Annotated in this window: 20 protein-coding genes; 9 read left to right on the top strand and 11 right to left on the bottom strand. The window is 36.3% G+C overall.

Translation table 11 applies throughout. From position 1 onward, the window contains the following. Position 1 precedes the first annotated feature (1 nt). Genes FLUTA_RS12645 through FLUTA_RS12630 form a run of 4 tightly spaced genes read right to left on the bottom strand, consistent with a single transcriptional unit; the run spans position 2 to position 3,479 of the window. Positions 2-706 (bottom strand): ABC transporter ATP-binding protein, encoded by a 705-nt coding sequence (locus tag FLUTA_RS12645; RefSeq protein WP_013687274.1) that lies wholly within the window; start codon positions 704-706, stop codon positions 2-4. Beyond that, positions 699-1,676 carry a FecCD family ABC transporter permease gene (locus FLUTA_RS12640; protein ID WP_013687273.1) on the bottom strand — a complete coding sequence of 326 codons (978 nt, stop codon included), beginning with the start codon at positions 1,674-1,676 and terminating at the stop codon, positions 699-701. The genes FLUTA_RS12645 and FLUTA_RS12640 overlap by 8 nt, the downstream gene beginning before the upstream one ends. Positions 1,677-1,683: 7 nt before the next feature. Next, positions 1,684-2,778, bottom strand: coding sequence for an ABC transporter substrate-binding protein (locus FLUTA_RS20835; protein WP_013687272.1), 1,095 nt, complete (start codon positions 2,776-2,778; stop codon positions 1,684-1,686). Next, positions 2,775-3,479, bottom strand: a complete 705-nt coding sequence (locus tag FLUTA_RS12630) for an FMN-binding negative transcriptional regulator (RefSeq protein ID WP_052301378.1) — start codon at positions 3,477-3,479, stop codon at positions 2,775-2,777. The genes FLUTA_RS20835 and FLUTA_RS12630 overlap by 4 nt, the downstream gene beginning before the upstream one ends. On the opposite strand from FLUTA_RS12630, the gene FLUTA_RS12625 reads away from it, so the two are divergent. Continuing rightward, complete coding sequence (locus tag FLUTA_RS12625) at positions 3,478-4,701, top strand: DEAD/DEAH box helicase (RefSeq protein WP_013687270.1); 1,224 nt, start codon at positions 3,478-3,480, stop codon at positions 4,699-4,701. The genes FLUTA_RS12630 and FLUTA_RS12625 overlap by 2 nt on opposite strands. 191 nt (positions 4,702-4,892) lie before the next feature. Here the strand turns inward: FLUTA_RS12625 and FLUTA_RS12620 are convergent, their stop codons facing one another. From FLUTA_RS12620 to sppA, 3 genes are all read right to left on the bottom strand, one after another. Next, positions 4,893-5,306 carry a hypothetical protein gene (locus FLUTA_RS12620; protein ID WP_013687269.1) on the bottom strand — a complete coding sequence of 138 codons (414 nt, stop codon included), beginning with the start codon at positions 5,304-5,306 and terminating at the stop codon, positions 4,893-4,895. Between the two features lie 246 nt (positions 5,307-5,552). After that, on the bottom strand, positions 5,553-6,563 hold the full coding sequence (murB, locus tag FLUTA_RS12615) for a UDP-N-acetylmuramate dehydrogenase (RefSeq protein ID WP_218916775.1): 1,011 nt from the start codon (positions 6,561-6,563) through the stop codon (positions 5,553-5,555). Positions 6,564-6,695: 132 nt separating this feature from the next. Continuing rightward, entirely contained in the window at positions 6,696-8,474 is a 1,779-nt protein-coding gene (gene sppA, locus FLUTA_RS12610) for a signal peptide peptidase SppA (protein ID WP_013687267.1), read from the bottom strand. A 104-nt stretch (positions 8,475-8,578) separates the two neighbouring features. Here sppA and folK point away from each other — a divergent pair, with 104 nt between their 5' ends. The 3 genes from folK (at position 8,579) to FLUTA_RS12595 (ending at position 11,667) form a co-directional block, all read left to right on the top strand. Continuing rightward, positions 8,579-9,115, top strand: coding sequence for a 2-amino-4-hydroxy-6-hydroxymethyldihydropteridine diphosphokinase (gene folK / locus FLUTA_RS12605; protein WP_013687266.1), 537 nt, complete (start codon positions 8,579-8,581; stop codon positions 9,113-9,115). Between the two features lie 80 nt (positions 9,116-9,195). Then, a complete protein-coding gene (locus FLUTA_RS12600) occupies positions 9,196-10,893 on the top strand; it encodes a tetratricopeptide repeat protein (RefSeq protein ID WP_013687265.1) in 1,698 nt (565 codons plus the stop codon). 123 nt (positions 10,894-11,016) lie between these two features. Then, positions 11,017-11,667 carry a hypothetical protein gene (locus FLUTA_RS12595; RefSeq protein ID WP_013687264.1) on the top strand — a complete coding sequence of 217 codons (651 nt, stop codon included), beginning with the start codon at positions 11,017-11,019 and terminating at the stop codon, positions 11,665-11,667. On the opposite strand, the gene FLUTA_RS20830 is transcribed toward FLUTA_RS12595, so the two are convergent. Beyond that, positions 11,664-12,503, bottom strand: a complete 840-nt coding sequence (locus tag FLUTA_RS20830) for an OmpA family protein (RefSeq protein WP_013687263.1) — start codon at positions 12,501-12,503, stop codon at positions 11,664-11,666. The genes FLUTA_RS12595 and FLUTA_RS20830 overlap by 4 nt on opposite strands. Positions 12,504-12,571: 68 nt before the next feature. Between FLUTA_RS20830 and FLUTA_RS12585 the strand changes: the two genes are divergently transcribed. The 5 genes from FLUTA_RS12585 to FLUTA_RS12565 all read left to right on the top strand — a co-directional run bounded on the left by FLUTA_RS12585 (position 12,572) and on the right by FLUTA_RS12565 (position 18,191). After that, complete coding sequence (locus tag FLUTA_RS12585) at positions 12,572-13,105, top strand: glutathione peroxidase (protein ID WP_013687262.1); 534 nt, start codon at positions 12,572-12,574, stop codon at positions 13,103-13,105. Between the two features lie 11 nt (positions 13,106-13,116). Further along, the gene (locus FLUTA_RS12580) at positions 13,117-14,775 is read left to right on the top strand and encodes a hypothetical protein (RefSeq protein ID WP_013687261.1); all 1,659 of its coding nucleotides are present in this window, start codon (positions 13,117-13,119) and stop codon (positions 14,773-14,775) included. Positions 14,776-14,933: 158 nt separating this feature from the next. After that, positions 14,934-16,886: a DNA topoisomerase (ATP-hydrolyzing) subunit B gene (gene gyrB, locus FLUTA_RS12575; RefSeq protein WP_013687260.1), complete on the top strand. Its 1,953-nt coding sequence runs from the start codon at positions 14,934-14,936 to the stop codon at positions 16,884-16,886. 82 nt (positions 16,887-16,968) lie between these two features. Continuing rightward, a complete protein-coding gene (locus FLUTA_RS12570; RefSeq protein ID WP_013687259.1) occupies positions 16,969-17,574 on the top strand; it encodes a hypothetical protein in 606 nt (201 codons plus the stop codon). Then, positions 17,571-18,191 (top strand): NUDIX hydrolase, encoded by a 621-nt coding sequence (locus FLUTA_RS12565; RefSeq protein ID WP_013687258.1) that lies wholly within the window; start codon positions 17,571-17,573, stop codon positions 18,189-18,191. Before FLUTA_RS12570 ends, FLUTA_RS12565 begins: the two co-directional genes overlap by 4 nt. On the opposite strand, the gene FLUTA_RS12560 is transcribed toward FLUTA_RS12565, so the two are convergent. The 3 genes from FLUTA_RS12560 to FLUTA_RS12550 form a co-directional block, all read right to left on the bottom strand. Beyond that, the gene (locus FLUTA_RS12560; protein ID WP_043023805.1) at positions 18,188-19,672 is read right to left on the bottom strand and encodes a DUF5723 family protein; all 1,485 of its coding nucleotides are present in this window, start codon (positions 19,670-19,672) and stop codon (positions 18,188-18,190) included. The two genes, FLUTA_RS12565 and FLUTA_RS12560, sit on opposite strands and share 4 nt — an antisense overlap. A 261-nt stretch (positions 19,673-19,933) precedes the next feature. Next, positions 19,934-20,791, bottom strand: a complete 858-nt coding sequence (locus tag FLUTA_RS12555) for a metal ABC transporter permease (RefSeq protein WP_013687256.1) — start codon at positions 20,789-20,791, stop codon at positions 19,934-19,936. Continuing rightward, complete coding sequence (locus FLUTA_RS12550; protein ID WP_013687255.1) at positions 20,781-21,620, bottom strand: metal ABC transporter permease; 840 nt, start codon at positions 21,618-21,620, stop codon at positions 20,781-20,783. The genes FLUTA_RS12555 and FLUTA_RS12550 overlap by 11 nt, the downstream gene beginning before the upstream one ends. Positions 21,621-21,628: the final 8 nt, after the last annotated feature.

Below are 21,628 nucleotides of genomic sequence, written 5' to 3'. Positions count from 1 at the left end.
GTTAAATTCCAAAAGCTTGTTTCACCAATTCATCGTGATTGATTGATTGATGAGATTGCAGAGTCTTGGAATTCTTTTCGATCACCAAAATTCTCGAACAGAATTCAATGCAAAAGTCAATATCATGAGATGCGATAATAACCAATCGCTTGCTTTCTTTAGCAATGCTTCCCAATAAAGACATCACTTCTCTCTTCGTTGGATAATCCAAAAAAGCTGTCGGTTCGTCTAAGAGAACAATTGGAGTCTCTTGAATCAATGCTTTGGCAATTCCAACACGCTGTCGCTCCCCGTCACTCAAAGTGGAAGTAGATTGATCCAACAGAGAATCCAGATGAAGTGTTTGGATGTATTTTTGGATGATTGATTTGTCTTCCTGAGATAAACGACCAGTAAATCCAGTATAGGAATGTCGACCTAATTCTAAGTATTCACTCACTTTTAGATAATCAAAACCTAAAAAATGATTGTCAACCAAGGTAATCTTTCGTGCTCTTGCGAGAAGCTTCAAATCATTCCAATCTTGACCTTCAAAACTTACTTTTCCATTCGAAAATTTGCCTTGAACCAATGAGTCCATCAAGGTAGATTTTCCCGATCCATTTGCTCCAATTAACGCAACAAATTCTCCTTGTTTGAGTTCCAAACTAAGAATTTCATACAACCGTTGTTCGTGTCCTATACTGCAATTTTCAAACTTAAGCATTGTGAATGTTTTTAAGTAAAAGAAATAGCACAATCGGAGCACCAAGCAAAGCCGTTAAACTATTGATGGGTAAAACCATAATCGGCTCAAAAATGCGAATCAGCAAAACACACAAAACCATAACGCTTGAACCAATTAATCCAGAAGCTAGGAGCAAATGACCATGCTGAGCCGTTTTATAAAACATACGCACCAAATTGGGAACGATTAAACCGATAAATCCAATAGGGCCACAAAAAGCTGTAACTAATCCAGCCAACAAGGAAACTACAAATATGACTTTCCAGCGCGTTTGCTTAACTTTAACCCCTAAAACAGCTGCAGGTTTTTCTCCTAAAATGAGTGCATTTAGTGGTTTTGTCACTGAAAATGCCAAGCCAATTCCGACTAAAAACAGCAAACTAATCAAAGGAATTTGGTCGATACTTACTTGCTGTAAAGAACCCATTCCCCAGATAGAAAAAGCCTTCACGCTATTCGCATCTGCTTTCATCAGAATAATATTAGTAATTGCAGAGACAAAGGTTCCCAACATCATTCCCACCAAAAGCAAAGAAACCATGGAGCGAATTCGAGTAGCAATCACCAAAATCAGCAATCCAAAAATCAAAGCACCAATCGTAGCAGAAATAGTGATTCCTAGATCCAAAATTTCCAGTCCTAAAATTGAACTTCCCATAATTGTTAACGCAACCATCAAATGTGAACCTGCTGTAAGTCCAAGAATAGAGGGGCCTGCAAGCGGATTATTGAGGGTTGTCTGTAGCAATAACCCAGCAATCGACAATGCAAACCCAGCAATGATTGCAATAAATAGTTCTGGAATTCGGTAAATAACAAAAAGTTGCCAAGCCTGATTATTGGTTGTATCTAAGAATGAAAACCAAGGATCATCTCCGTGTGGAAAACCGATTGCAATCAACGTAATTGCAACAAACAGGATTAATGAAATCAAATGCTTTCTCCACATAAAGTTCCTACTTCAGCTGTTTGTAAAAGTGTAATTTCGCTTTCGTATCTCCTTTTGCAATATGCATAAAATCTTCCAAAAGCCAATGGGGATTTACAGGACTGTATTCCCAATAATAGTTTGGATCGTGCATATAACCGTATACTTTTCCTTTTTGAACTGTATGAAAATACTCGAATTTTGAATTCAATTGGAACAATTTATTCAGTGAAGATGCTTCTGCATTGATCCAAATATCACAGGACTGATCATCTGTGAAAACTTGCTCAAAAGTTGGAGTAACACTTGCCGTACCGTTGGTTTTTTTATAAAAATAATTCAGGCCGCCATCTTTCATAATTCCAGCCATGAATGAACCCCCTGCTGGAGCATACCAAATATCACCGACCAATCCGCCTGCAATGACTTTCTTCTTTTGAGTAATTCCTTTTGCTTCTTCTTTGATTTTCAAATAAGATTCAACTACCTGATTGAAATACGTATTAGCCTGTTTATCCTTGCAAATTAAAGCTCCGAAAACTTTGATCCATTCCGCTTTTCCAAGTGGATGTTTTTCTTCCCAATCGTAATTTGCCATACAAACAACTCCTAGCTGTGCAAATTTTTCTTCGTTTGGAAAAGGCTGACCAAAACCGCTGAAAATAATCAATGGGATTTTTGCTTTCAATACTGCTTCTGGAGTTAAAGCTGTTTCGTAACCTGCTGTTAGTACTTTTCCAGCATTTATACCTTTCACGAGTTCTTTATTCGAAATGTATTGCTTTTCAGTCGTTGCTTTAATCGATTTTATTCCTCCAATCGCATCCAACATTCCAACAAAAGAAGTCGAAAGCGCTGCCATGTTTTGAACCGGAACTTCAATGATTTTAATATTTTCAGGTCGCTTCATTTTAGAATTTCTTGGAATCAATGCATACCGATTTTCGATTTTCAACGACTTTGGGTTTTTTACACTCAACTCTTTGTATCCCAATTTTTGGTCAATTGAAACCAAACGTGCATATTGAAATCCATTTACATCATCTGGATTATTTTCTGATTTTTTAGTCGTACATGAAAAAAGTAGAACAACTAGTGAAAAGAGGAATAAGGTGTTTTTCATTGAATGGGACATTTGGTTTGTTGCATTGCTTCAGCCAATTGCTGATCGGTCGAAGTTCTTGTATTCAAATCAGTGATAATTCGATTAAAATCAACTTCATTTCTATTTTGAGACAATTTAAAAGCAGCCTCCAAAGACTGAATTTCGATTCGAAACCCAACAATTTCTTGTATGTAGGAATCTACTAAATCCGTTGGCCACTGATTGATATGAACCTTATTTTCTCGGTTCACTTCAAACGAATCGACTAACTTGGTCAAATGATTTTTCAATTCTAGATCCGTCAATCGTTCAATTCTTCCTGAAACATGAACCACTTCATAATTATATGTTGGAACATTGACGTGTGTATAAACCGAAGAAGAAATATATCCGTGAGCACCTAAAACAATCAGTTTTCCTTGATTCGCATTAGAAATACTCGAAACTATTGAATTTTCCTTGGCTACATGAAACTCCAAACACTTTGTAGATTGCTCAAATTCAGTGGTAAAGGGGATGTGAACAATTGCTGGAAAACCATCCGATCCATTCACCGTCAAAGCACCAAAAGGGTGTCCTTCTAAAAACCTTAGAATCAACTCCCGATCATTCCCTTCAAACTCCTTTGGAATATACATAAAGCAAATATACCATTTCGGAATCAACTGCTCTGTTAGGGAATGAGATAATTGGGTTAACTTTGTAAAAAAGTGTTCCATGCGATTTTCAGATTATCCCATTTCCGACGAGATCAAAAAACAATTAGAAGTCTTGGGTTTTAAACGACCTACAGATATCCAATTTAAAGCCATATCTCCAATTCTCAATGGAGAAGACGTTTTTGGAATTGCACAAACTGGAACAGGAAAAACAGCTGCTTTTGCCATTCCAATTATTCATAAACTGAGTACTTCGAGACCAAAATCAAAAAGTCCGAGATGCATTGTTTTGGCTCCAACACGAGAACTCGCTGAACAAATTAAAGACGCATTTGAAAGTATTGGAGTTGGCTCCAATATTCGAATCACTGCTATTTTAGGAGGATTGGAGCAAGACAAACAGATTCAAGAACTGAAAAGAGGAACGGATGTAATCGTTGCGACACCAGGCCGTGTATTCGATTTGCGTTCGCAAGGCCACCTTTCTTTGGATTCCATTCAATTTTTGGTGTTAGACGAAGCCGATCGCATGTTGGATTTAGGATTTGCACACGACATGAAAGCAATTCACAAGCTATCTCCTCAGCGAAACCGCCAAACAATGTTCTTTTCGGCAACCATTGACAAGAAAATCAAAGCATTGGCTTATGACTTAGTACGGGATGCGATTCGTATTCAAATTTCACCCGACGACCCCGTTTCCAAAAATGTAGAACACGGAGCTATTACTGTTGAAATGGACGATAAGCGCTTCTTTTTAGAAAACATCATCAAGGAATACGAAGAGTTTAAATACGTTGTTTTTGTACGAACAAAAGTGCGCTGTGAACGTGTTGTTGCAGCAATGGAACGCGTTGGAATTCACTCAGAAGCATTGCATGGTGGAATCGAGCAAAAAGACCGCTTCGCAGTATTAGAACGATTTAAATCAGGCGAAAACAAAATCCTCATCACAACAGATGTTGCCGCAAGAGGAATCGATATTCAAGGAGTAGATTACGTCATTAATTATGATTTACCCGATCAGCCAGAGCAATACGTGCATCGAATTGGACGAACTGGTCGTGGAGAAAATAAAGGTCAAGCACTTTCATTCTGTAGTTCGGAAGAAGAAAAAATGTTGGAAGAAATTGAGCTATACTTAGGCTACGATATCGAGAAAATTGAAATTAGCAAAGGAGATTATTCAGCCATTCTAAGAGACACCGAGGATCTATCCTATAACTGGAAAAAACTCCTGGATGAAGCCAATGAGGAAGACGGAACTAGCGATAGTTGGTAGAAAGAGATCAAAATAAGGTTCAAAGTTGTTTAAGGAAATTTATTTGAACATTTGAACATTTGAACATTTGAACATTTGAACATTTGAACATTTGAACATTTGAACATTTCTAAAAAAATGGCCATTCTTTGCGAATACGCTGAAGCTTCAGCACAAGCATTCGAGCAGCCCTCATATCATTTTAGTAACTACTATTTCGAGGCAACATCGTATTGGATATCAATCTGTGAAAATTGAACATCCATTTCATTCCAAGAAAACAATTCGACATATAATCCAGTAAGAGAATCAAAAACCGTCACGCGACGATCTTTTTTGCGGTAAGATTCGTATGCTTTTGCATCAAATAATTGCCTTTGCGAGCGAAGAACCATTTGATTATCAGCAAAACGATAAGATTGCGCCATGACATAATTCAACTTCGCCAATTTGCGGCTATCTTTTTCTAAAGACAATTGTTCCTCTGGAGAATAATTTGCCTGAATTAATCGCTGAGTAACAGGTGCGCAATCACTCATTTTTTGAATCAAGGTAAGGGTGTTAGTTTGAGAGAATCCTAGTAAGCTTATGCAAAGAAAAGCTAAAATGGTACTTGTAGTTTTCATAGCAGTGTGTTTTAAGATGATCTTAACAATGACTTTCATTATTAACTATCTAAAAGCTATGAACTTTTTATGTACGAATCAAATTTGTTCGAATTATAACATTTACACTCGCCGAAACAAACCGCTTATTTACTGATATTTACAAATAATCACCAAAAACACGTAACTCATCCTAAAACTAAATTCAATCATTATGCAAGCATAAATATTCAGTCAAAACCCAATTTTATTCATTTAAATTCCGATTTATAAAATATTTACTTCTCGCTCCAGAGTTACACCAAACTTTGACTGAACATCTTCAATAATAACGGTCGATAAATCATAAATCTCTGAACCAGTTGCTTCACCATAGTTCACTAAAACCAACGCTTGTTTTTCATGTACACCGCAATTTCCTACACGCTTTCCTTTCCAGCCCGCTTTTTCAACCAACCAACCAGCTGCCAATTTTTCCTCTCCTGACTCTTGCGGATAATGAGGTGCATCTGGATAATTTTGTGCCAATTGAGCGAAAACTTCTTTAGAAACAACAGGATTCTTGAAAAAACTTCCTGCATTGCCTAAGAATTTTGGATCTGGAAGTTTACTTCTACGAATATTCATCACCGCCTGACTAACAGTATCAACGGTAATTTCTTCAACACCCATCACTTCTATTTCAGACTGGATTGCGCCATAAGTTGTATTAATGATCGGGTTCTTCAGCAATTGATAGGTAACAGAAACAATGACATATTGATTCTTTAATGCTCTTTTGAAAACACTTTCGCGGTATCCAAATTCGCATTGTTCTTTCGTAAACTGATGCAACTCCAATGATTCGATATGAAACGCTTCCAAAGAAACGAATGTATCCTTCATCTCCGCTCCGTAAGCTCCAATATTTTGCATTGGACTTGCTCCAACGCTCCCTGGAATCAGACTCATATTCTCTATTCCTCCCCAACCTCTTTCTACAGAATACCTAACAAAAGAATGCCATTCGACTCCTGAACCCACTTTTAATTGGATCATTTTTTCCGTTTCATGAACCACTTCAATCCCTGAAATTTCATTCTTAATGACAAAAAAAGGAAGATCTTGAGTGAGTAAGACGTTACTTCCCCCACCCAAAATGAAAATAGGAGTTTCAGTATCTCTTTCAGATAAAAGGGTTTCCAATTCTTCAATCGATTCGAAACGTCCGAATGATTTTGCTTTGACGTCAATACCAAAAGTATTGTAAGGCTTTAAAGAAATGTTGTGTTCAATCATGACGCAAAAGTAACGCATAAAAGCACTTCAATTCAAAATGATGAATTCAAAATTCAAAAAAAATAGGAGCGAATCTCGCATGCGCGAGACCACCCCTACTGTTTCAAATTTTATCCGCCTCGGCGGTAATTCTTAATGTAAATCAATATCGAAAGGCATTCTCATTTGAATCCCAGTATACGAATCTAGTTTCATCAATCGTTTCGTTAAGTCTTCAATCACCTTCGGAACGGCATTTTGTTTGATTTTTACGGATTCCTGGTCTTCCTTAGATAATTGCTCAAATAAATCTTCAATTGGATCTTCTTTCACTTTCGGGTAATAAATCACTTGCGCTTTTTTTACTTTCGCTTCTTTAATCGCAAAAGCCAAAGCATCATTGAATCCACCCAATTTGTCTACCAATCCAATCTTCAATGCATCTGCGCCTGTCCAAACGCGACCTCTCGCGATTCGGTGAACTTGATCAATTTTCAATCCACGACCATCAGCTACACGTTTTTTGAATTGTAAATAAATTTGATCGACCTCCCCTTGAATAAGCGTCAATTCTTCTGGAGACAATTTTCGATTCGTAGACAAAACACTGTGTTTATTCGTTTGAACACGATCAAAAGTCAATCCTAACTTATTCTCCATAAATCCACCTGTGTATGGAATCACTCCAAATACTCCAATAGAACCAGTAATAGTTGTTGGCTCAGCAAAAATGGTTGAGGCTGGAGTTGCGACATAATAACCACCAGATGCTGCAACATCCCCCATGGAAACAATCACTTTCTTTTTCTTGGTAGTTAAAGAGACCTCTCTCCAAATCTCTTCCGATGCCAATGCACTTCCTCCAGGGCTATTCACTCTAAAAACAACTACCTTAATATCATCATCATTGCGTACTTCTCTGAAATACTTACAAATTTCATCAGAAGTCATTTCATCTCCATCAACAGTAATTCCTCCTTCACCAACAATTACAGCAATATTTGCAGTAGCAGATCCGTCGGAATATGCCAATTGCTTATTCTTAAATCCTTTTTTCGCGTAATCTTCGAACGCCATGATATCTTTCAAGTTTTTTAAGCCTGATTTTTTCAAAACGATTTCTTCCACTTCATCGCGGTATTTCGCACCATCAATCAATTTTAATTTTACAGCATCATCTACTCGTTGAATTTTCGCATTTTCAGCAATGTCATTCAATTGAGCAGCAGTTACTTTTCGATCAGCCGCAATTTGAGAACGCACATCTTCCCAGATAGAACTCATGTAACGTTGCGTTTGCACGCGACTAGAATCACTCATATCTGTTCTAAAATAAGGTTCAACTGCGCTTTTGAAATCGTTGTTTGATCCGCGAATTACTTGCATTTCAATCCCTAATTTGTCAAATGTATTTTTAAAGAACATCAATTCTCCACCCAAACCTATGAACTCCATCGCAGATGTTGAAAAACCATAAACTTCATTTGAAACAGAACTGATGTAATACTGCTTTTGAGTAATCACTTCACCGTTCAAATAAGCAACGATAAATTTTCCTGATTTTTTGAAATCCTTCAGTCCATTGCGAATTTCCATTGCCGTTGCATAACCACATTGAACATTTCCCAACTCCAAATAAATCCCCTTCACTCTTTTATCCTCTTTTGCTTTTTCCAAGCCCATCAAAATATCTGCCAAGCCAGTAGTTTTATCCATCGAAATGCTTGAAGGATTTATACTCGAAGAACTTCTTTCACCAATTGCACCAGCAAGAGTCATATGTAACACACTTGAATCTTTTGAATCAGGCTCATTGCCGAATATAGATCCAAAAACAATTAACCAAAAAATCCATCCAAAAACGGATAAAATCATGGAAGAGACAAGTGTTGGCCAAAAAATGCGCCAAAAGGAAATTTTAACTGTAGACATATTGAAATAACTTTGAAACAAATATACGTTCAAATAAAAAAGAGAATCTATTTTTAATGATGTAAGTTAACTTTACTCCATCGAAAGGAAAATAAGTGATATAAATGGCAAGAGATAAAACCACCAACTACACTGATTTAATTTATATCGGAGTTGGAACAAATCTGGGAGATCGTTTACACAATATTCAAAGTGCTATTGAGGAATTAAAAGCAATGAATATCGTTGTTATTCGAACAGCTTCCATTTATGAAACAGAACCATGGGGATTTGAAACATCAGATACCTTCTTAAACACCGTGTTTGAATGCTCCAGCTCAATGAATGCAATGGATTGTTTAAAAGCCCTTCAATTTGTGGAAAAAAAAATGGGCAGAAAAAAGAAACTCAAAATCGGGTATGAGTCCCGTGTAATTGACCTTGATATCTTATTGTTCAAAAATCAACAAATCAACCTTATTGAGTTAACTATCCCACACCCTTATCTTACTGATAGACAGTTTGTAATCATCCCAATGGATGAATTAGTTAACGACACTTTTTTCACCTCTTTGTCCACAAATTTTACGGAACTAAAAAACAGATTTAAAGACTTGAAAACACCATTCGTCGTTCATTATCCTCCACTTGTCAATGAATAAATAGCAATTAATCTTTTCAGGTTAAAAAAAATGATTATTATTGCAAGGAATTTTATTAAGGTAGTAACTAACAATTGAATATGAAAAAGCAAAGTATCAAAGGATTAGCTTTTATCGCTGTAACTGGTTCGCTTGTTTCAAGTTGTGATCTTTTAAAGGATCTGGATTACACAGTAACTCCAAGCCCTCTTGAGATGCACGCTGACAGTGTACGCGTAAAAGTTGACGTTAAATTCCCAGAGAAGGGAATCAAGAAGAAAGCATATGCTGAATTAACTCCAAAATTGGCTGGAACAGCTTTAAAAACTGTAACAGTACAAGGAGAGAAAGCAACAGCAAACGGTACTGTCATTCAGTACAAACCAGGAGGAACAATGACATATACAGATGTTGTTGCTTACAAACCTGAGTTTGAATATACTGAATTAATCATCACTGGTAAAGTATTCAAAGGAGGTAAAGAGAAAAAAGACAAATTTGCAGATACAGAAATCGCAAAAGGTACTATTATCACTCCTTACTTAGTAAACAAAGATTTCAAGTGTATTTACGCGAAAGATGAGTTCAAAAGAGTAATTGAGCATACAGCTCCTGCTCAATTCAACTACTTGAAAGCTAAATATGATGTTCGTAAAACAGAATATAAAGATACAGATATCGTAAATTTAGGAAATTGGTTAGCTGCTGCTCAATCAAATCCTAAAATCAATATCAAATCAATCAATATTACGGGTTTTGCTTCTCCAGAGGGTGAAGTTGCTAAGAATGAAACATTGTCTTCTGACCGTGCGAATTCTGGTAAAGCTGGAATGATTGAAGTGTCTAAAAAAGCTAAAAACGAAAAAGCTTCAGGTGAAATTTACAACCTAGCTGGTCGTGGTGAGGATTTTGATGGTTTCAAAGTTCAATTGGGAAAAAACACAAGTATCAAACAAGAAGATAAAGATTTGATTTTACGTGTACTTCAAATGTATGCTGATCCAAATCAACGTGAGACTGAAATGAGAAACTTAGGTAAATCATTTACAGAATTAGACAAAAACATCTTCCCATTGTTACGTCGTGCTGAAGTAAGTGTTGTATATGATTTGACAGGTTATTCTGACGATGAGTTGAAAGCTATTTCTACTTCAGATCCACAAAAATTGACTTTAGAAGAATTGTTATTCACAGCTACTTTGACTGAAGACTTAAACGAGAAAGCTCGTTTGTACCGTGAGGCTGAGAAAAAAGATCCTTCTGATTACCGTGCTGCAAACAACGTTGGTGTTGTATTGTATAACCAAGGTAAAGTTGCTGAAGCGAAATCTCAATTCGAAAAAGCAAATGGTTTAAAAGACAACGCTATCTCTAAAAACAACTTAGGTGCTGTTGCTGGAGTAAGTGGAGATCGTAAAAAAGCTGCAGATTTATTCGGTCAAGCTGGTGGTGCTGGTGACGAAGTAAACTACAACAAAGGAATCATTGCTATCCAAAATGGTAAATATTCAGAGGCTGTAAGCGCATTTGGTGATGCATCTTTCAACAAAGCTCTTGCTCAATTGTTGAATGGTGATGCTGCTGCTGCAGTTAAAACTATTGACGATTCAAATGATAAAGAATCAGGTCAAGGTTATTACTTGAAAGCAATCGCTGCTGCTCGTCAAAGCAAATTGACTGACTTAGTTAGCAACTTGAAAAATGCAATCGGTAAAGATGCTGCATGGAAAGCTAAAGCTGCTAAAGATCGTGAGTTCTTGAAGTATGCTGAAGATGCTTCTATGGCATTTATCAAATAAGAGAAAACATCGTTTTCGATAAACGTCAGCCTTAGCTGACAATATAAAAATTAGAAACCCTGATTCCGCTCATATGGAATCAGGGTTTTTTCATTATATTCGCTACTATACAAATCAGTATTTATGAATTCAATTTTTCTTCGCGCAAAACACTGGCAATTATTTATTCCATTGGTCGCTATACCATTTGTTTTATTTATTGCATTATTCATTACCCTGATAGTAGCCACAGTTAATAACCCACCCAAAGACCCAAGTGAAATTAGTTGGATTTTAATCTTTTTCCCTATTATCGGGATGCTTTCTGGCCTCGTTCAATTTGGATGGTTTTGGAATGTGTTAACCAAAATAAGCACCCTAATCCCTTCTGGTATTGTTAAGCTTCCGATGAATAGAATCAAAGCTTTTACTATCATACCAGCAATTTATATGTGCGTCATTCTCCCGTTATTTATATCCATGTCTTTTAAAAACTCAATTAATCCTAATCCAGGAGAGGTTGCTGGACTCGTTTTATTTGGAATAATTGTTTTCTTTCTTCATATGTTCAGTATGTTCTGTATCATGCACACATTATTTTTCGTTGCAAAAACGATAAAAATAGCAGAACATCAGAAAAACCTTCCGTTTTGGAAGTTTATTGGTGAATTCTTTTTGATTTGGTTTTTTCCAGTTGGAGTTTGGTTCATTCAGCCAAGGATCAACAAATTAATTGATTCTGAGAACAATTTACAAACAATTAAACATCGTGACTTCGTGGATGATTTGGCTTAAATAAACTCGAAATCTACTCTCCTATTCAACTGCTTACCTTCATCGGAATTATTGTCACTAACAGGATTCTTTTCTCCTTTAAAATCTATGACAATTCGATCTCTTTTCAATCCAGCCTTGACAAAAAAGGCAATGATTGCTTCTGCCCTTCTCTCTGACAAACCATCATTGTATTGATCAGATCCATCAGCATCCGTATTTCCAGTAACTTTTACACGTAGATCTGTATGACTATTGATTACATAAACGATTCGATTTAAGAAGCTTTCAAACTCAGGTCTAATATCTGATTTATCATAATCAAAATAAATCGGCTTGAAGTCGAAATTTTTACGTTCCAAATCCCTGATTTCTTTTGATTTGCGTCCATTTTTCACATCATCCACAAAAATAGACCTCCACGATTGCAGTTCAACACTCATTTTTTCTCTGGAAATTTTCTCATTAATCTTGAAACAAATCACCTTCCCAGAAACGCCTTTACATTCCAAGCTAGAAAATCTCCCTTGTAAATAGCCCGTACTATCCACAAAAGCTAAATCAAAATTAAGCGTACACCAGCGATTACCATAAACATCAGTTTTCTTTATAATGGTAGTTTGTTTGGCCTTCACTGTTTTACCTTTCGACTCAACTTTGAGCATTCGAACGGCGAAACCTTCTTTTCCAGTCACATCCTCTCTTGAAATTGGATCTTTCCCTAAGTCGAAATAAATAATCGATGCTTGGTCAGCTTTTTGTCCATCTTTTATCAATACTCCTTTCCAAACACCTGTTACTTGAGCACTTGAAAAAAATGAAATAATTAATGAAAAAATCAGTAATTGATAGTTCATATACACTTATTCGTTAATTTTAAAAAAAAGTTTCTTTTAAGAGATAAGTAAGTATTAAAAAACTGAATATGAAAACGATATTGATTTCTTTATTGGTTCTAATTAGCATTATTGGTAATAGTCAAACTATATACGATTTTAAAGTTACTGATATTGATGGCAAGGAATTTGATTTGGCATCTTTAAAAGGAAAAAAAATTATGATCGTGAATACTGCATCTAAATGTGGATTAACGCCTCAATATGAAGAATTGGAAAAACTATACAATACTTACAAAGACAGCAACTTTGTCATTGTAGGTTTCCCCTCTAATGATTTTATGTCTCAGGAGCCTGGTTCAAATGATGAAATTAAGGAGTTTTGTAAAAAGAATTACGGTGTTAGTTTTCCAATGATGAGCAAAATTGACGTGAAAGGAAAAACAATGCATCCATTGTATGTGTTTTTAACAGAAAAATCTAAAAATGGAGTTTCAGATAATTCTGTTAAATGGAATTTTCAAAAATACTTAATCAATGAGGAAGGCAAATTGGTTAAAGTAATATCGCCTTCAACAAAACCGCTTTCTGAAGAGATTGTGTCCTGGATTGTAAACAAATAACAAACATACAAATGAAGATTAAAAACCTCGCTACCTTAGCATTCATTGGGGCTACCTTTGTAAGCTCAGTATTAGCACAAGATGAAAAAATCACCACTTCAAAAGAATTTGAATACAAAGTTGGTGAACCATACCCTGTTGTTGACGCTGCAGTAAAAAGTTATACTTCTCGAGATGGAGGTGTAATATCTTTCAAAATGAATAGCCGTTCGGTTACCATTCAAAAATTCTCAGGCTCACCGTTGGGTCAGGAATCTAGTAAATTATATGAAGATTTTCCAAACGGGACCGTTTACGAAGATGATATCGAAACAGAAGATTTTGTTTACCTGCTTTACTCTGTTTGGGACAAACCAAACAAGGTAGAACAACTTTATGTAAGAGCAATCAACTTAAAAACCGGAGAATTCGAAAACGAAGGTGAGCGTATTATTTCTGTAGCCGGAAAAGTTACGGGTGGAGATGGAAATAAGTTCAAATTAGCTACTTCCTTTGATAACTCTAAATTGTTGGTACGTTTCCGTAAGAAACCGGAATCCCGCAATGACAAAGTAAACAAAGATGTAATCGGTTTGTATGTCTTCGATACTAAGGGGATGAAACAATCATGGGGGAAAGATGTTGAAATGCCATACACGGAAGCTCGTATGGACAATATCGATTACGCGATAGGTTCAAACGGAGATGTTTTCATTTTGTCAGAAGTGATGAAGGATGGTGAAACCAGAAAATTTGACCGTGATGGCAATCCTAATTTCGACAACCAATTGATCGCAATTTCCGAGTCCGGAGTAGAAGTAAATGCATCAAACATCAATGTGAATGGAAAATTTGTTACTCAGGCAAGTTTCTTCGAAGGTAAAAACGATGGGTTGATGATCGCAGGTTTCTACGGAAACAAAAGAGGAATTCAAACAGACGGTATTTTTTACTGTTCTTTGGCAAAAGATGGAACACAATCCGATTTTAAGTCGTTTGAAATCCCATTGGAACTGATCAAACAATACATGTCTCAAAGAAGCCAGGAAAAACTGGAGAAAAAAGAAGACAAAGGGAAGGATTTGGGAATGACCAACATGGTATTACGTGATATCCTGATCCACGATGACGGAAGCATCTTCTTTGCTGCTGAGAAATACTACGTAGTTAGCCATACTGACACAAAGACAGGAACAACTACTTACGATTACTACTTCGAAGAAATGTTAGCGGCTAAACTGGACAAAAACGGAGAATTGGCTTACATGAAGAAACTTCCGAAAAGACAGCATAGTAGTTCTGGTGGTTCTGGATTCGGATTCGTTAGCTTTAGCGGTTTCATTGGTGCAAACTTCTTTAGAAACAGTGAACTTAGTTACAAGTTAGTCGAATCGAAAGATAATTATTACATCATGTTTCTGGACAATGTTAAAAACCTGGAATTAGCTGAAAACAAAGTTCCTGCACGACATGAACAAGGAAGGGGCGGTTTCTTAACAGCTTATCAGCTCAATAAAGAATCTGGCGTCGTTAAAAAACTCTCTATCCTTGACACAAGAGATGCTCAAAGCTACGAGCTATTCCAATTTTCACCTAAACGAATTGTAGAGCTTGGAAACAACGAATTCGCGGTAGAATGTTATATAAAAAAGAAACAGGATATTATGATCCGAATTAAGATTCAGGATTAAGGCAAAAGGCTCCGATTTGATCGGAGCTTTTTTTGCTTTCAACGTTAATATTTTGTTGATAAGTACTAGGCATTAGCACCGTTTCAAGCAAGGAAAAACGGCTTAAATTTCGTATATTTGTTCTGCATTGAAAAGTGCATTTTTTAAGCAATTTATTTATGAGCGAAGAAAAAAAGAATCAGGATTATTCTGCAGATAATATTCAAGTATTAGAAGGCTTAGAAGCTGTTCGTAAGCGTCCAGCCATGTACATCGGTGACATTGGAATCAAAGGGCTTCATCACCTTGTTTACGAGGTTGTTGATAACTCCATTGATGAGGCTTTGGCAGGTCATTGTGATACGATTGGAGTTTGGATAAACGAAGACAATTCGATTACAGTAAAAGACAACGGGCGTGGTATCCCAACTGGTATTACAAAGAAAGAAGGAAAGTCTGCGTTAGAAATTGTAATGACAGTACTCCACGCTGGTGGGAAGTTCGACAAAGACACCTACAAAGTTTCTGGTGGATTACACGGGGTTGGGGTTTCTTGTGTGAATGCTTTGTCTATTCATTTACATGCAGTGGTTCATCGCGATGGAAAAATCTTTGAACAAGAATACCAAATTGGAAAACCATTATACGAAGTACGTGAAATTGGAAATTCTGACAAACATGGAACTGAAGTAACCTTCAAGCCAGATGGAACTATTTTCGAAAACACAGAATACAATTACGATACTTTGTGTGCTCGTATGCGTGAGCTGGCTTTCCTAAATAAAGGAATTACAATCACAATGACGGATTTGCGTGAATTAGATGACAATGGAAATCCTACGTCTACTATATTCCATTCTGAAGGTGGATTGCGTGAGTTTGCTCAATATTTGGATCGTAACCGGGAGCCATTGGTGGCTGATGTTATCTATTTCGAAGGTGAGCGTGAAGGTATTCCTGTGGAAGTTGCCTTAACTTACAACACGTCATACACAGAAAACATTCAAGCATACGTAAACAACATTAATACACACGAAGGTGGAACACACTTATCCGGTTTCCGTCGTGGTTTGACGAATACTTTGAAGAAATATGCTACTGATAGTGGTATGTTGGCAAGAGAAAAAATTGAAATCGACGGTGATGACTTCCGTGAAGGATTAACAGCAGTTGTTTCGGTAAAAGTTCAAGAGCCACAATTCGAAGGACAAACAAAAACAAAATTGGGTAACCGTGAGGTTACAGCCCCCGTTTCACAAGCGGTTTCAGAAATGTTGTCTATTTATTTAGAAGAACATCCAAATGAAGCTAAAATTATCGTTGATAAAGTAATTTTAGCTGCTAGAGCTCGTCACGCTGCTCGTAAGGCACGAGAAATGGTTCAACGTAAGAACGTGATGACTGGTTCTGGTTTACCAGGTAAACTGGCTGACTGCTCTGAAAAAGACCCTTCTCTTTGCGAGATTTACTTCGTCGAGGGAGATTCAGCGGGTGGAACTGCAAAACAGGGACGCGATCGTCATTTCCAAGCAATCATGCCACTTCGCGGAAAGATTTTGAACGTTGAAAAAGCAATGCATCACAAAATCTTCGAAAATGAAGAGATTAAGAATATGTACACTGCTTTGGGTGTTCGCATTGGAACTGAAGAGGATTCAAAAGCATTGAATATTGAAAAATTACGTTATCACAAAATCATCATTATGTGTGATGCTGATGTGGATGGATCGCATATCGAAACGTTGATTTTGACATTCTTCTTCCGATTCATGAAAGAGTTAATTGAATTAGGTTATATCTATATCGCTACTCCTCCATTGTATCAAGTGAAAAAAGGAGCAAAATCAGATTACGCTTGGAATGAAGATCAACGCGATATATTAATCAATCAATTAAAAGGTGGCGGAGCAGATTCTTCTGTAAATGTGCAACGTTACAAAGGTTTGGGTGAGATGAATGCGGAGCAATTATGGGATACAACCATGAATCCAGAATACCGAACACTTCGCCAAGTAACGATTGAAAATGCGGCTGAGTGTGATCAAATCTTCTCCATGCTAATGGGAGATGAAGTTCCGCCAAGACGAGAGTTTATCGAAAAGAATGCGAAATACGCTAAAATAGATATCTAATCTAAAAAGCCCCGATCATCAATATCGGGGCTTTTTTTTTATATTTATACCAAATCAATTTTAGTCAAACGAAATACGTCTTATGCTTTATCGATTATTGATCTTGTTTTCCCTCACTTTTTGTCTTACTGGATGCCCTGATTTTGATAAAGAAAATAAAAAAATTCGAGAAGAATTTAAGACCAACCACTTTAATCTAAAACTAGATAAAACACTTAAATACGAAGGAATATCTTTCAAATTACCATCAAGTTTTACTCGTCATTTTTCTCATTTACACACCGTAAAAAATTCTTCTTTAACACGCAATTGTGGAGCTCTAAACATCTACTTTTCCGTAGAGCGCTTTGATAAAAAAGACCTAAAACGAGCATTTGTATCAGAATATGGTATTGAAAATGATTTGTTAAATACCTTTCAAGATGCTTATGTTTGGAGACGGTATGAATCACTCAATGAAGCTGGAATTTCCATCAAGAAAGAACTTCCGAAAAGTCTAAAGCAAAAGGGGGTTATTCAAACAGTTGCTGGTGATGGCGATTATGGAACTCAAACTTATTACGCAACCTCAACGATTAAAGTAGCCGATAATTATTACGTTTTTCAATGGATTAGTAGTAAGCCAATAATGAATTACACGTATGATGACTTCGAACGAATTTTAAAAAGTATTCGAAAAGCAAAATGACGCACGAAGAACTACTTGAAAAATTCTCTCAGGAATTACCTGGAGAAAAATCTCATTTAGCTTTTATGCCTTTCCGAGGTAGCTCTTTGGAACAATTAAAGAGTGGTATTTCCTATCGAGATGCTGCAGTGGCAATTATTCTATTTCACAATGCTAAAAATGAGTTGTCTACTATTGTCACAAAAAGGCAAAATTACGATGGCTCTCACAGTGGACAAATCAGCTTTCCAGGTGGAAAAAAAGAAGTAAGTGATCGTAATCTGCTGGAAACTGCAATCAGAGAATGTTATGAGGAAATAGGTATTGACGCAAGTTCCTTTGAACTTTTAAAAGAATTAACGCCACTTTTCGTTCCTGTAAGCAAATTTCTAATCACTCCCTACATCTTTTACGCTCACACCCATTCATTTGATTACGTAGCCTCTGAGCGCGAAGTTGCTCACATCTACGAATTAGATTTAATCAATCTATACAAACCAGAATCAATTGTAGCAATCGATTTAGAACTTAGCTCCGATTTCAAAATGAAACGCGTTCCACATTTCCAACAAGGAGAAATTCTTATTTGGGGAGCAACTGCTCTTATCTTAAATGAATTGAAAGATATTCTGAACTAGAATCTTACTCGCGCAAATCCTAAAGCAGCAGATACACTTGTCCCATTTTTCAAGAAGAAACTTAAAGCATCACGAGATGCAATTCCAAACTCATATGCACCATCTTTTAGAATAAAAGTCACACCAAGTGGCATATTGTGTTTATAAATTCCTCCACCATAATACCCAATGCTAAATTGAAGCCATTTCACTGGAATAATATCTGCCCCGACCGAATAAACGGGATTTTGAAGAGATCCTGGGTTTTCTTTATTGAATGGTGCCACAATATCTAAACCAATTCGGACATATTTTATTGGATCAAAACTCACCCCAAATCTAAAATCAGAGGCATTAATTACCGTGTATTTTTGCTCCCCTTCTAAAGTCAATAATCCGTTATCGCGAACCAATTGGTTGACCGATTGTGTAATATTATCACTATTCACTCCTCCCAATTCAAAAGATGCAAATAAGGTGTCTTTTACTTTGTAAACATTTCGTTTGTAGGTTACTGATCCAATATTATTAACCGCTACGGCAATTTTCAACTTGTTAAAAAGGATGAGACTTGCCGATAAATCAATACCGTATCCTGTTCCCATGACAGGAGCAAGACCTTTGCTTTTAGTCTTCACATTCGATCCACTTACATTTCCATAATTAATATCGAAAGTTGGCGTTATGGAGCTGAACATCCGAATTCCAGTTTCATCAGAAGTCATATTAAACATGGCCATTGAAGTGATTAATCGAGCTCCAAGTCCTGCATACACTTCAAAAACAGAATCTTTCCCAAATAACTTTCGTCCATATCCAATATTATAGCTTCGACTCCAAAGCATTTGAATTTGTGTTCCTTTCGTTAGCGCACTCAATTGAATTGGTACATTTAATGAACCACTGATGACATTATTCAAAGTATCTTGAGAGATATTCGCATTATTTGCAATTCGAGAAGTATCTGAGCCATACACAACCGTTAATGAATCAAAAACGGAAGAGACTTTTCCTCTAAACAACAAATCTGTAGTTTGAGAATTTAATTTGGAATACCAGCTATAGCTTTCTCGAATATTGAAGGCAATTCCTCCGAATTTTTCATTGTAATAAGAGAATCCAAGCCAATTGTAGTCAAAATTGATAGCAACACCAGCTTCCGCATAATTACCAACAGATTCCATTTGTCTTTTATAATCAATTTCATTTGGATTCTTATGTTGAGCGGCATTGATTAGCGTCTTACTAAGATTCATCAATTTCTTTGAATTCAATGAATCTGAAGAAACACCAAATGCCATTTCGGTTGTTCCAAGCGTAAACTTCTTTCCTGCATAACGTGGTCTCCAACCTAAAGCAGATGTATTAATTCCGAGAGCATGATAATCCGTAACAAATGGAGTAGAAACTCCTTTTCCTACAGTTGGAAAAGCTACTCCTTGAGTTTGAGAGTATGAAAATGAGATGCTTAGTAGAAATGCGAGTGCTAATTTTAGTTTCATAAGTCGTAGAATGAGGTCTAAAGAAACAAAAAAAATGGCTACAAGAACAGATAAAAACAAAAAGAGGAGTAAATTCATTAAAATTTACTCCTCTTTAAGCTAAACCATGCTAAAACTATAAAACCCAAAACTAACAACTATGAAATTGTCGTTCTTGAAACAAAGATACATCAGTTTCTTGAATCACACAATAAATTTTGCTTTTTTTAACGCCATTAATCATTTGATTCTTGTATTCTTGAAATGATTTTAGATATGCCTTTAGTTCAATTTAGCCTTAACGCTTTGTGACGTGAGAATAACAGAACCGATGAAAATCAGGCCATTTACGCAAACAATTAGAGGAGAAATTGAAATATTAATCCATTTTCCAAGAAATACTCCAAGGATACATGATACGATTCCTATGCATGCCGAATAATAAAAAGTTGTCTTTAAAGTCTTTGAAAATTGTAGAGCTGTAGCTGCAGGAAGAACTAATAATCCCACCACAAGAATAACTCCAACACTTTCAAAGCTTAAAACCGCATGAATACTTAAGAGTAACATTAAAGTCAACTGAAAAAACTTAATAGGAATTCCAATAAATGATCCAAAATGCGGATTGAAAGCCCAAATTTTCCATCCTTTGAATCCTACTATGAGAACAAAAAGAAGAACAATCGTTAGTGGTAATAATTGTAAAATAGCTTTTGTTCCATAGAGGTATCCATCAAAAATAACTTGATCTAAAATGGAAGTTTCTAAATCTCCATACAACACACATTCCTGATCCAAGTCACTATTTTTACCTGCAAATAAAGCAATCATCAAGACGCCAAGAGCAAATAAAAAAGTAAATGTAAAACCAATGGCTGCATCCTCTTGAACTTTCCATCGTTTGCGAATGAAGTCGATTATGAAAGTGGTTAAGAAACCTGTCGTTGCAGCTCCTATTAACATGGGAAAGGAATCTCTGGATCCACTCAATAAATAAGCAACTACGATTCCTGGTAAAACAGCATGCGAAATAGCGTCACCTACCATTACCAAACTCTTTGAAACCAATAAAACACCCAATAAAGAGGCCGGAATGGCTACTGAACAAGCCGTTAGAATCATTAGTACATCATTTTCCATAGCTCTTTGTTTTAGATTGCATTCTAACAATGAACGCTACGATTATTGCACATAAACTCAAAACCAATATAATACATGGTCCTGTTGGAATATTTCGTCCCAAGATTGATATGAAAGACCCTACTAAAGAAGAAAAAGTTCCGAAAATTAAAGCTAAGATTATGAGTTGATTGAACTTGTAAGTCAGCATTCTAGCAGTCAAAACAGGAATAATCAACAAGGCTGACATCAATACAACTCCAACCGCTTGGACTCCCATTGCTACGACCAAAATTGTCATAGAGTTCAAAATAAAATCATTCCAACGAATCGAAAATCCTTTGCTAATCATAAATTCTTTGTTGAAAGCAAAACTAAACATCACTCGATATCTGAAAAATACCATTGTGATAATTACAAAGGAAACGATGGAAAACAGAATCAAATCCGTGAGATTCAATGCAGCTATTTTCCCGAACAAAAAATCACTCAGACCAGCTTGTCCATCGTCTGGTCGGCCTTGAATGTATGAAAGTAATGCCAACCCAAAAGCAAAGAAGATACTCAAAGTCGCAGCAACTATCGTGTCTGATTTCAATTTGGTTTTACGCTGTAACCAAGATATTTGTTGAGTAGCAAGCCAACCTGCGATAAAAGCTCCCAACATCAAAACAGCAGTACTTCGATAGCCAGTAGCCATATATGCTAAAACAATTCCTGGTAAAATAGCATGTGAAATAGCATCGCCAATCAATGATTTTTTTTGCAAAAAAGTAAATGTTCCAACTAAGGCCGCACAGATTCCTATCAATGCAGTTCCGATAAATACGATCCAAATACTTAAATCCATCTTAAAGT

This window comes from Fluviicola taffensis DSM 16823 (genome assembly GCF_000194605.1).
Classification (GTDB): Bacteria; Bacteroidota; Bacteroidia; order Flavobacteriales_D; family Crocinitomicaceae; genus Fluviicola; species Fluviicola taffensis.
This window is presented reverse-complemented; position numbering and strand designations above follow the sequence as displayed.

Bases quoted from the DNA above. Each gene is read 5' to 3' on its own strand.
- FLUTA_RS12645 (WP_013687274.1), bottom strand. From the start codon at position 706: ATGCTTAAGTTTGAAAATTGCAGTATAGGACACGAACAACGGTTGTAT.
- FLUTA_RS12640 (WP_013687273.1), bottom strand. From the start codon at position 1,676: ATGTGGAGAAAGCATTTGATTTCATTAATCCTGTTTGTTGCAATTACG.
- FLUTA_RS20835 (WP_013687272.1), bottom strand. From the start codon at position 2,778: ATGAAAAACACCTTATTCCTCTTTTCACTAGTTGTTCTACTTTTTTCA.
- FLUTA_RS12625 (WP_013687270.1), top strand. From the start codon at position 3,478: ATGCGATTTTCAGATTATCCCATTTCCGACGAGATCAAAAAACAATTA.
- FLUTA_RS12630 (WP_052301378.1), bottom strand. From the start codon at position 3,479: ATGGAACACTTTTTTACAAAGTTAACCCAATTATCTCATTCCCTAACA.
- FLUTA_RS12620 (WP_013687269.1), bottom strand. From the start codon at position 5,306: ATGAAAACTACAAGTACCATTTTAGCTTTTCTTTGCATAAGCTTACTA.
- murB (WP_218916775.1), bottom strand. From the start codon at position 6,563: ATGATTGAACACAACATTTCTTTAAAGCCTTACAATACTTTTGGTATT.
- sppA (WP_013687267.1), bottom strand. From the start codon at position 8,474: ATGTCTACAGTTAAAATTTCCTTTTGGCGCATTTTTTGGCCAACACTT.
- folK (WP_013687266.1), top strand. From the start codon at position 8,579: ATGGCAAGAGATAAAACCACCAACTACACTGATTTAATTTATATCGGA.
- FLUTA_RS12600 (WP_013687265.1), top strand. From the start codon at position 9,196: ATGAAAAAGCAAAGTATCAAAGGATTAGCTTTTATCGCTGTAACTGGT.
- FLUTA_RS12595 (WP_013687264.1), top strand. From the start codon at position 11,017: ATGAATTCAATTTTTCTTCGCGCAAAACACTGGCAATTATTTATTCCA.
- FLUTA_RS20830 (WP_013687263.1), bottom strand. From the start codon at position 12,503: ATGAACTATCAATTACTGATTTTTTCATTAATTATTTCATTTTTTTCA.
- FLUTA_RS12585 (WP_013687262.1), top strand. From the start codon at position 12,572: ATGAAAACGATATTGATTTCTTTATTGGTTCTAATTAGCATTATTGGT.
- FLUTA_RS12580 (WP_013687261.1), top strand. From the start codon at position 13,117: ATGAAGATTAAAAACCTCGCTACCTTAGCATTCATTGGGGCTACCTTT.
- gyrB (WP_013687260.1), top strand. From the start codon at position 14,934: ATGAGCGAAGAAAAAAAGAATCAGGATTATTCTGCAGATAATATTCAA.
- FLUTA_RS12570 (WP_013687259.1), top strand. From the start codon at position 16,969: ATGCTTTATCGATTATTGATCTTGTTTTCCCTCACTTTTTGTCTTACT.
- FLUTA_RS12565 (WP_013687258.1), top strand. From the start codon at position 17,571: ATGACGCACGAAGAACTACTTGAAAAATTCTCTCAGGAATTACCTGGA.
- FLUTA_RS12560 (WP_043023805.1), bottom strand. From the start codon at position 19,672: ATGAAACTAAAATTAGCACTCGCATTTCTACTAAGCATCTCATTTTCA.
- FLUTA_RS12555 (WP_013687256.1), bottom strand. From the start codon at position 20,791: ATGGAAAATGATGTACTAATGATTCTAACGGCTTGTTCAGTAGCCATT.
- FLUTA_RS12550 (WP_013687255.1), bottom strand. From the start codon at position 21,620: ATGGATTTAAGTATTTGGATCGTATTTATCGGAACTGCATTGATAGGA.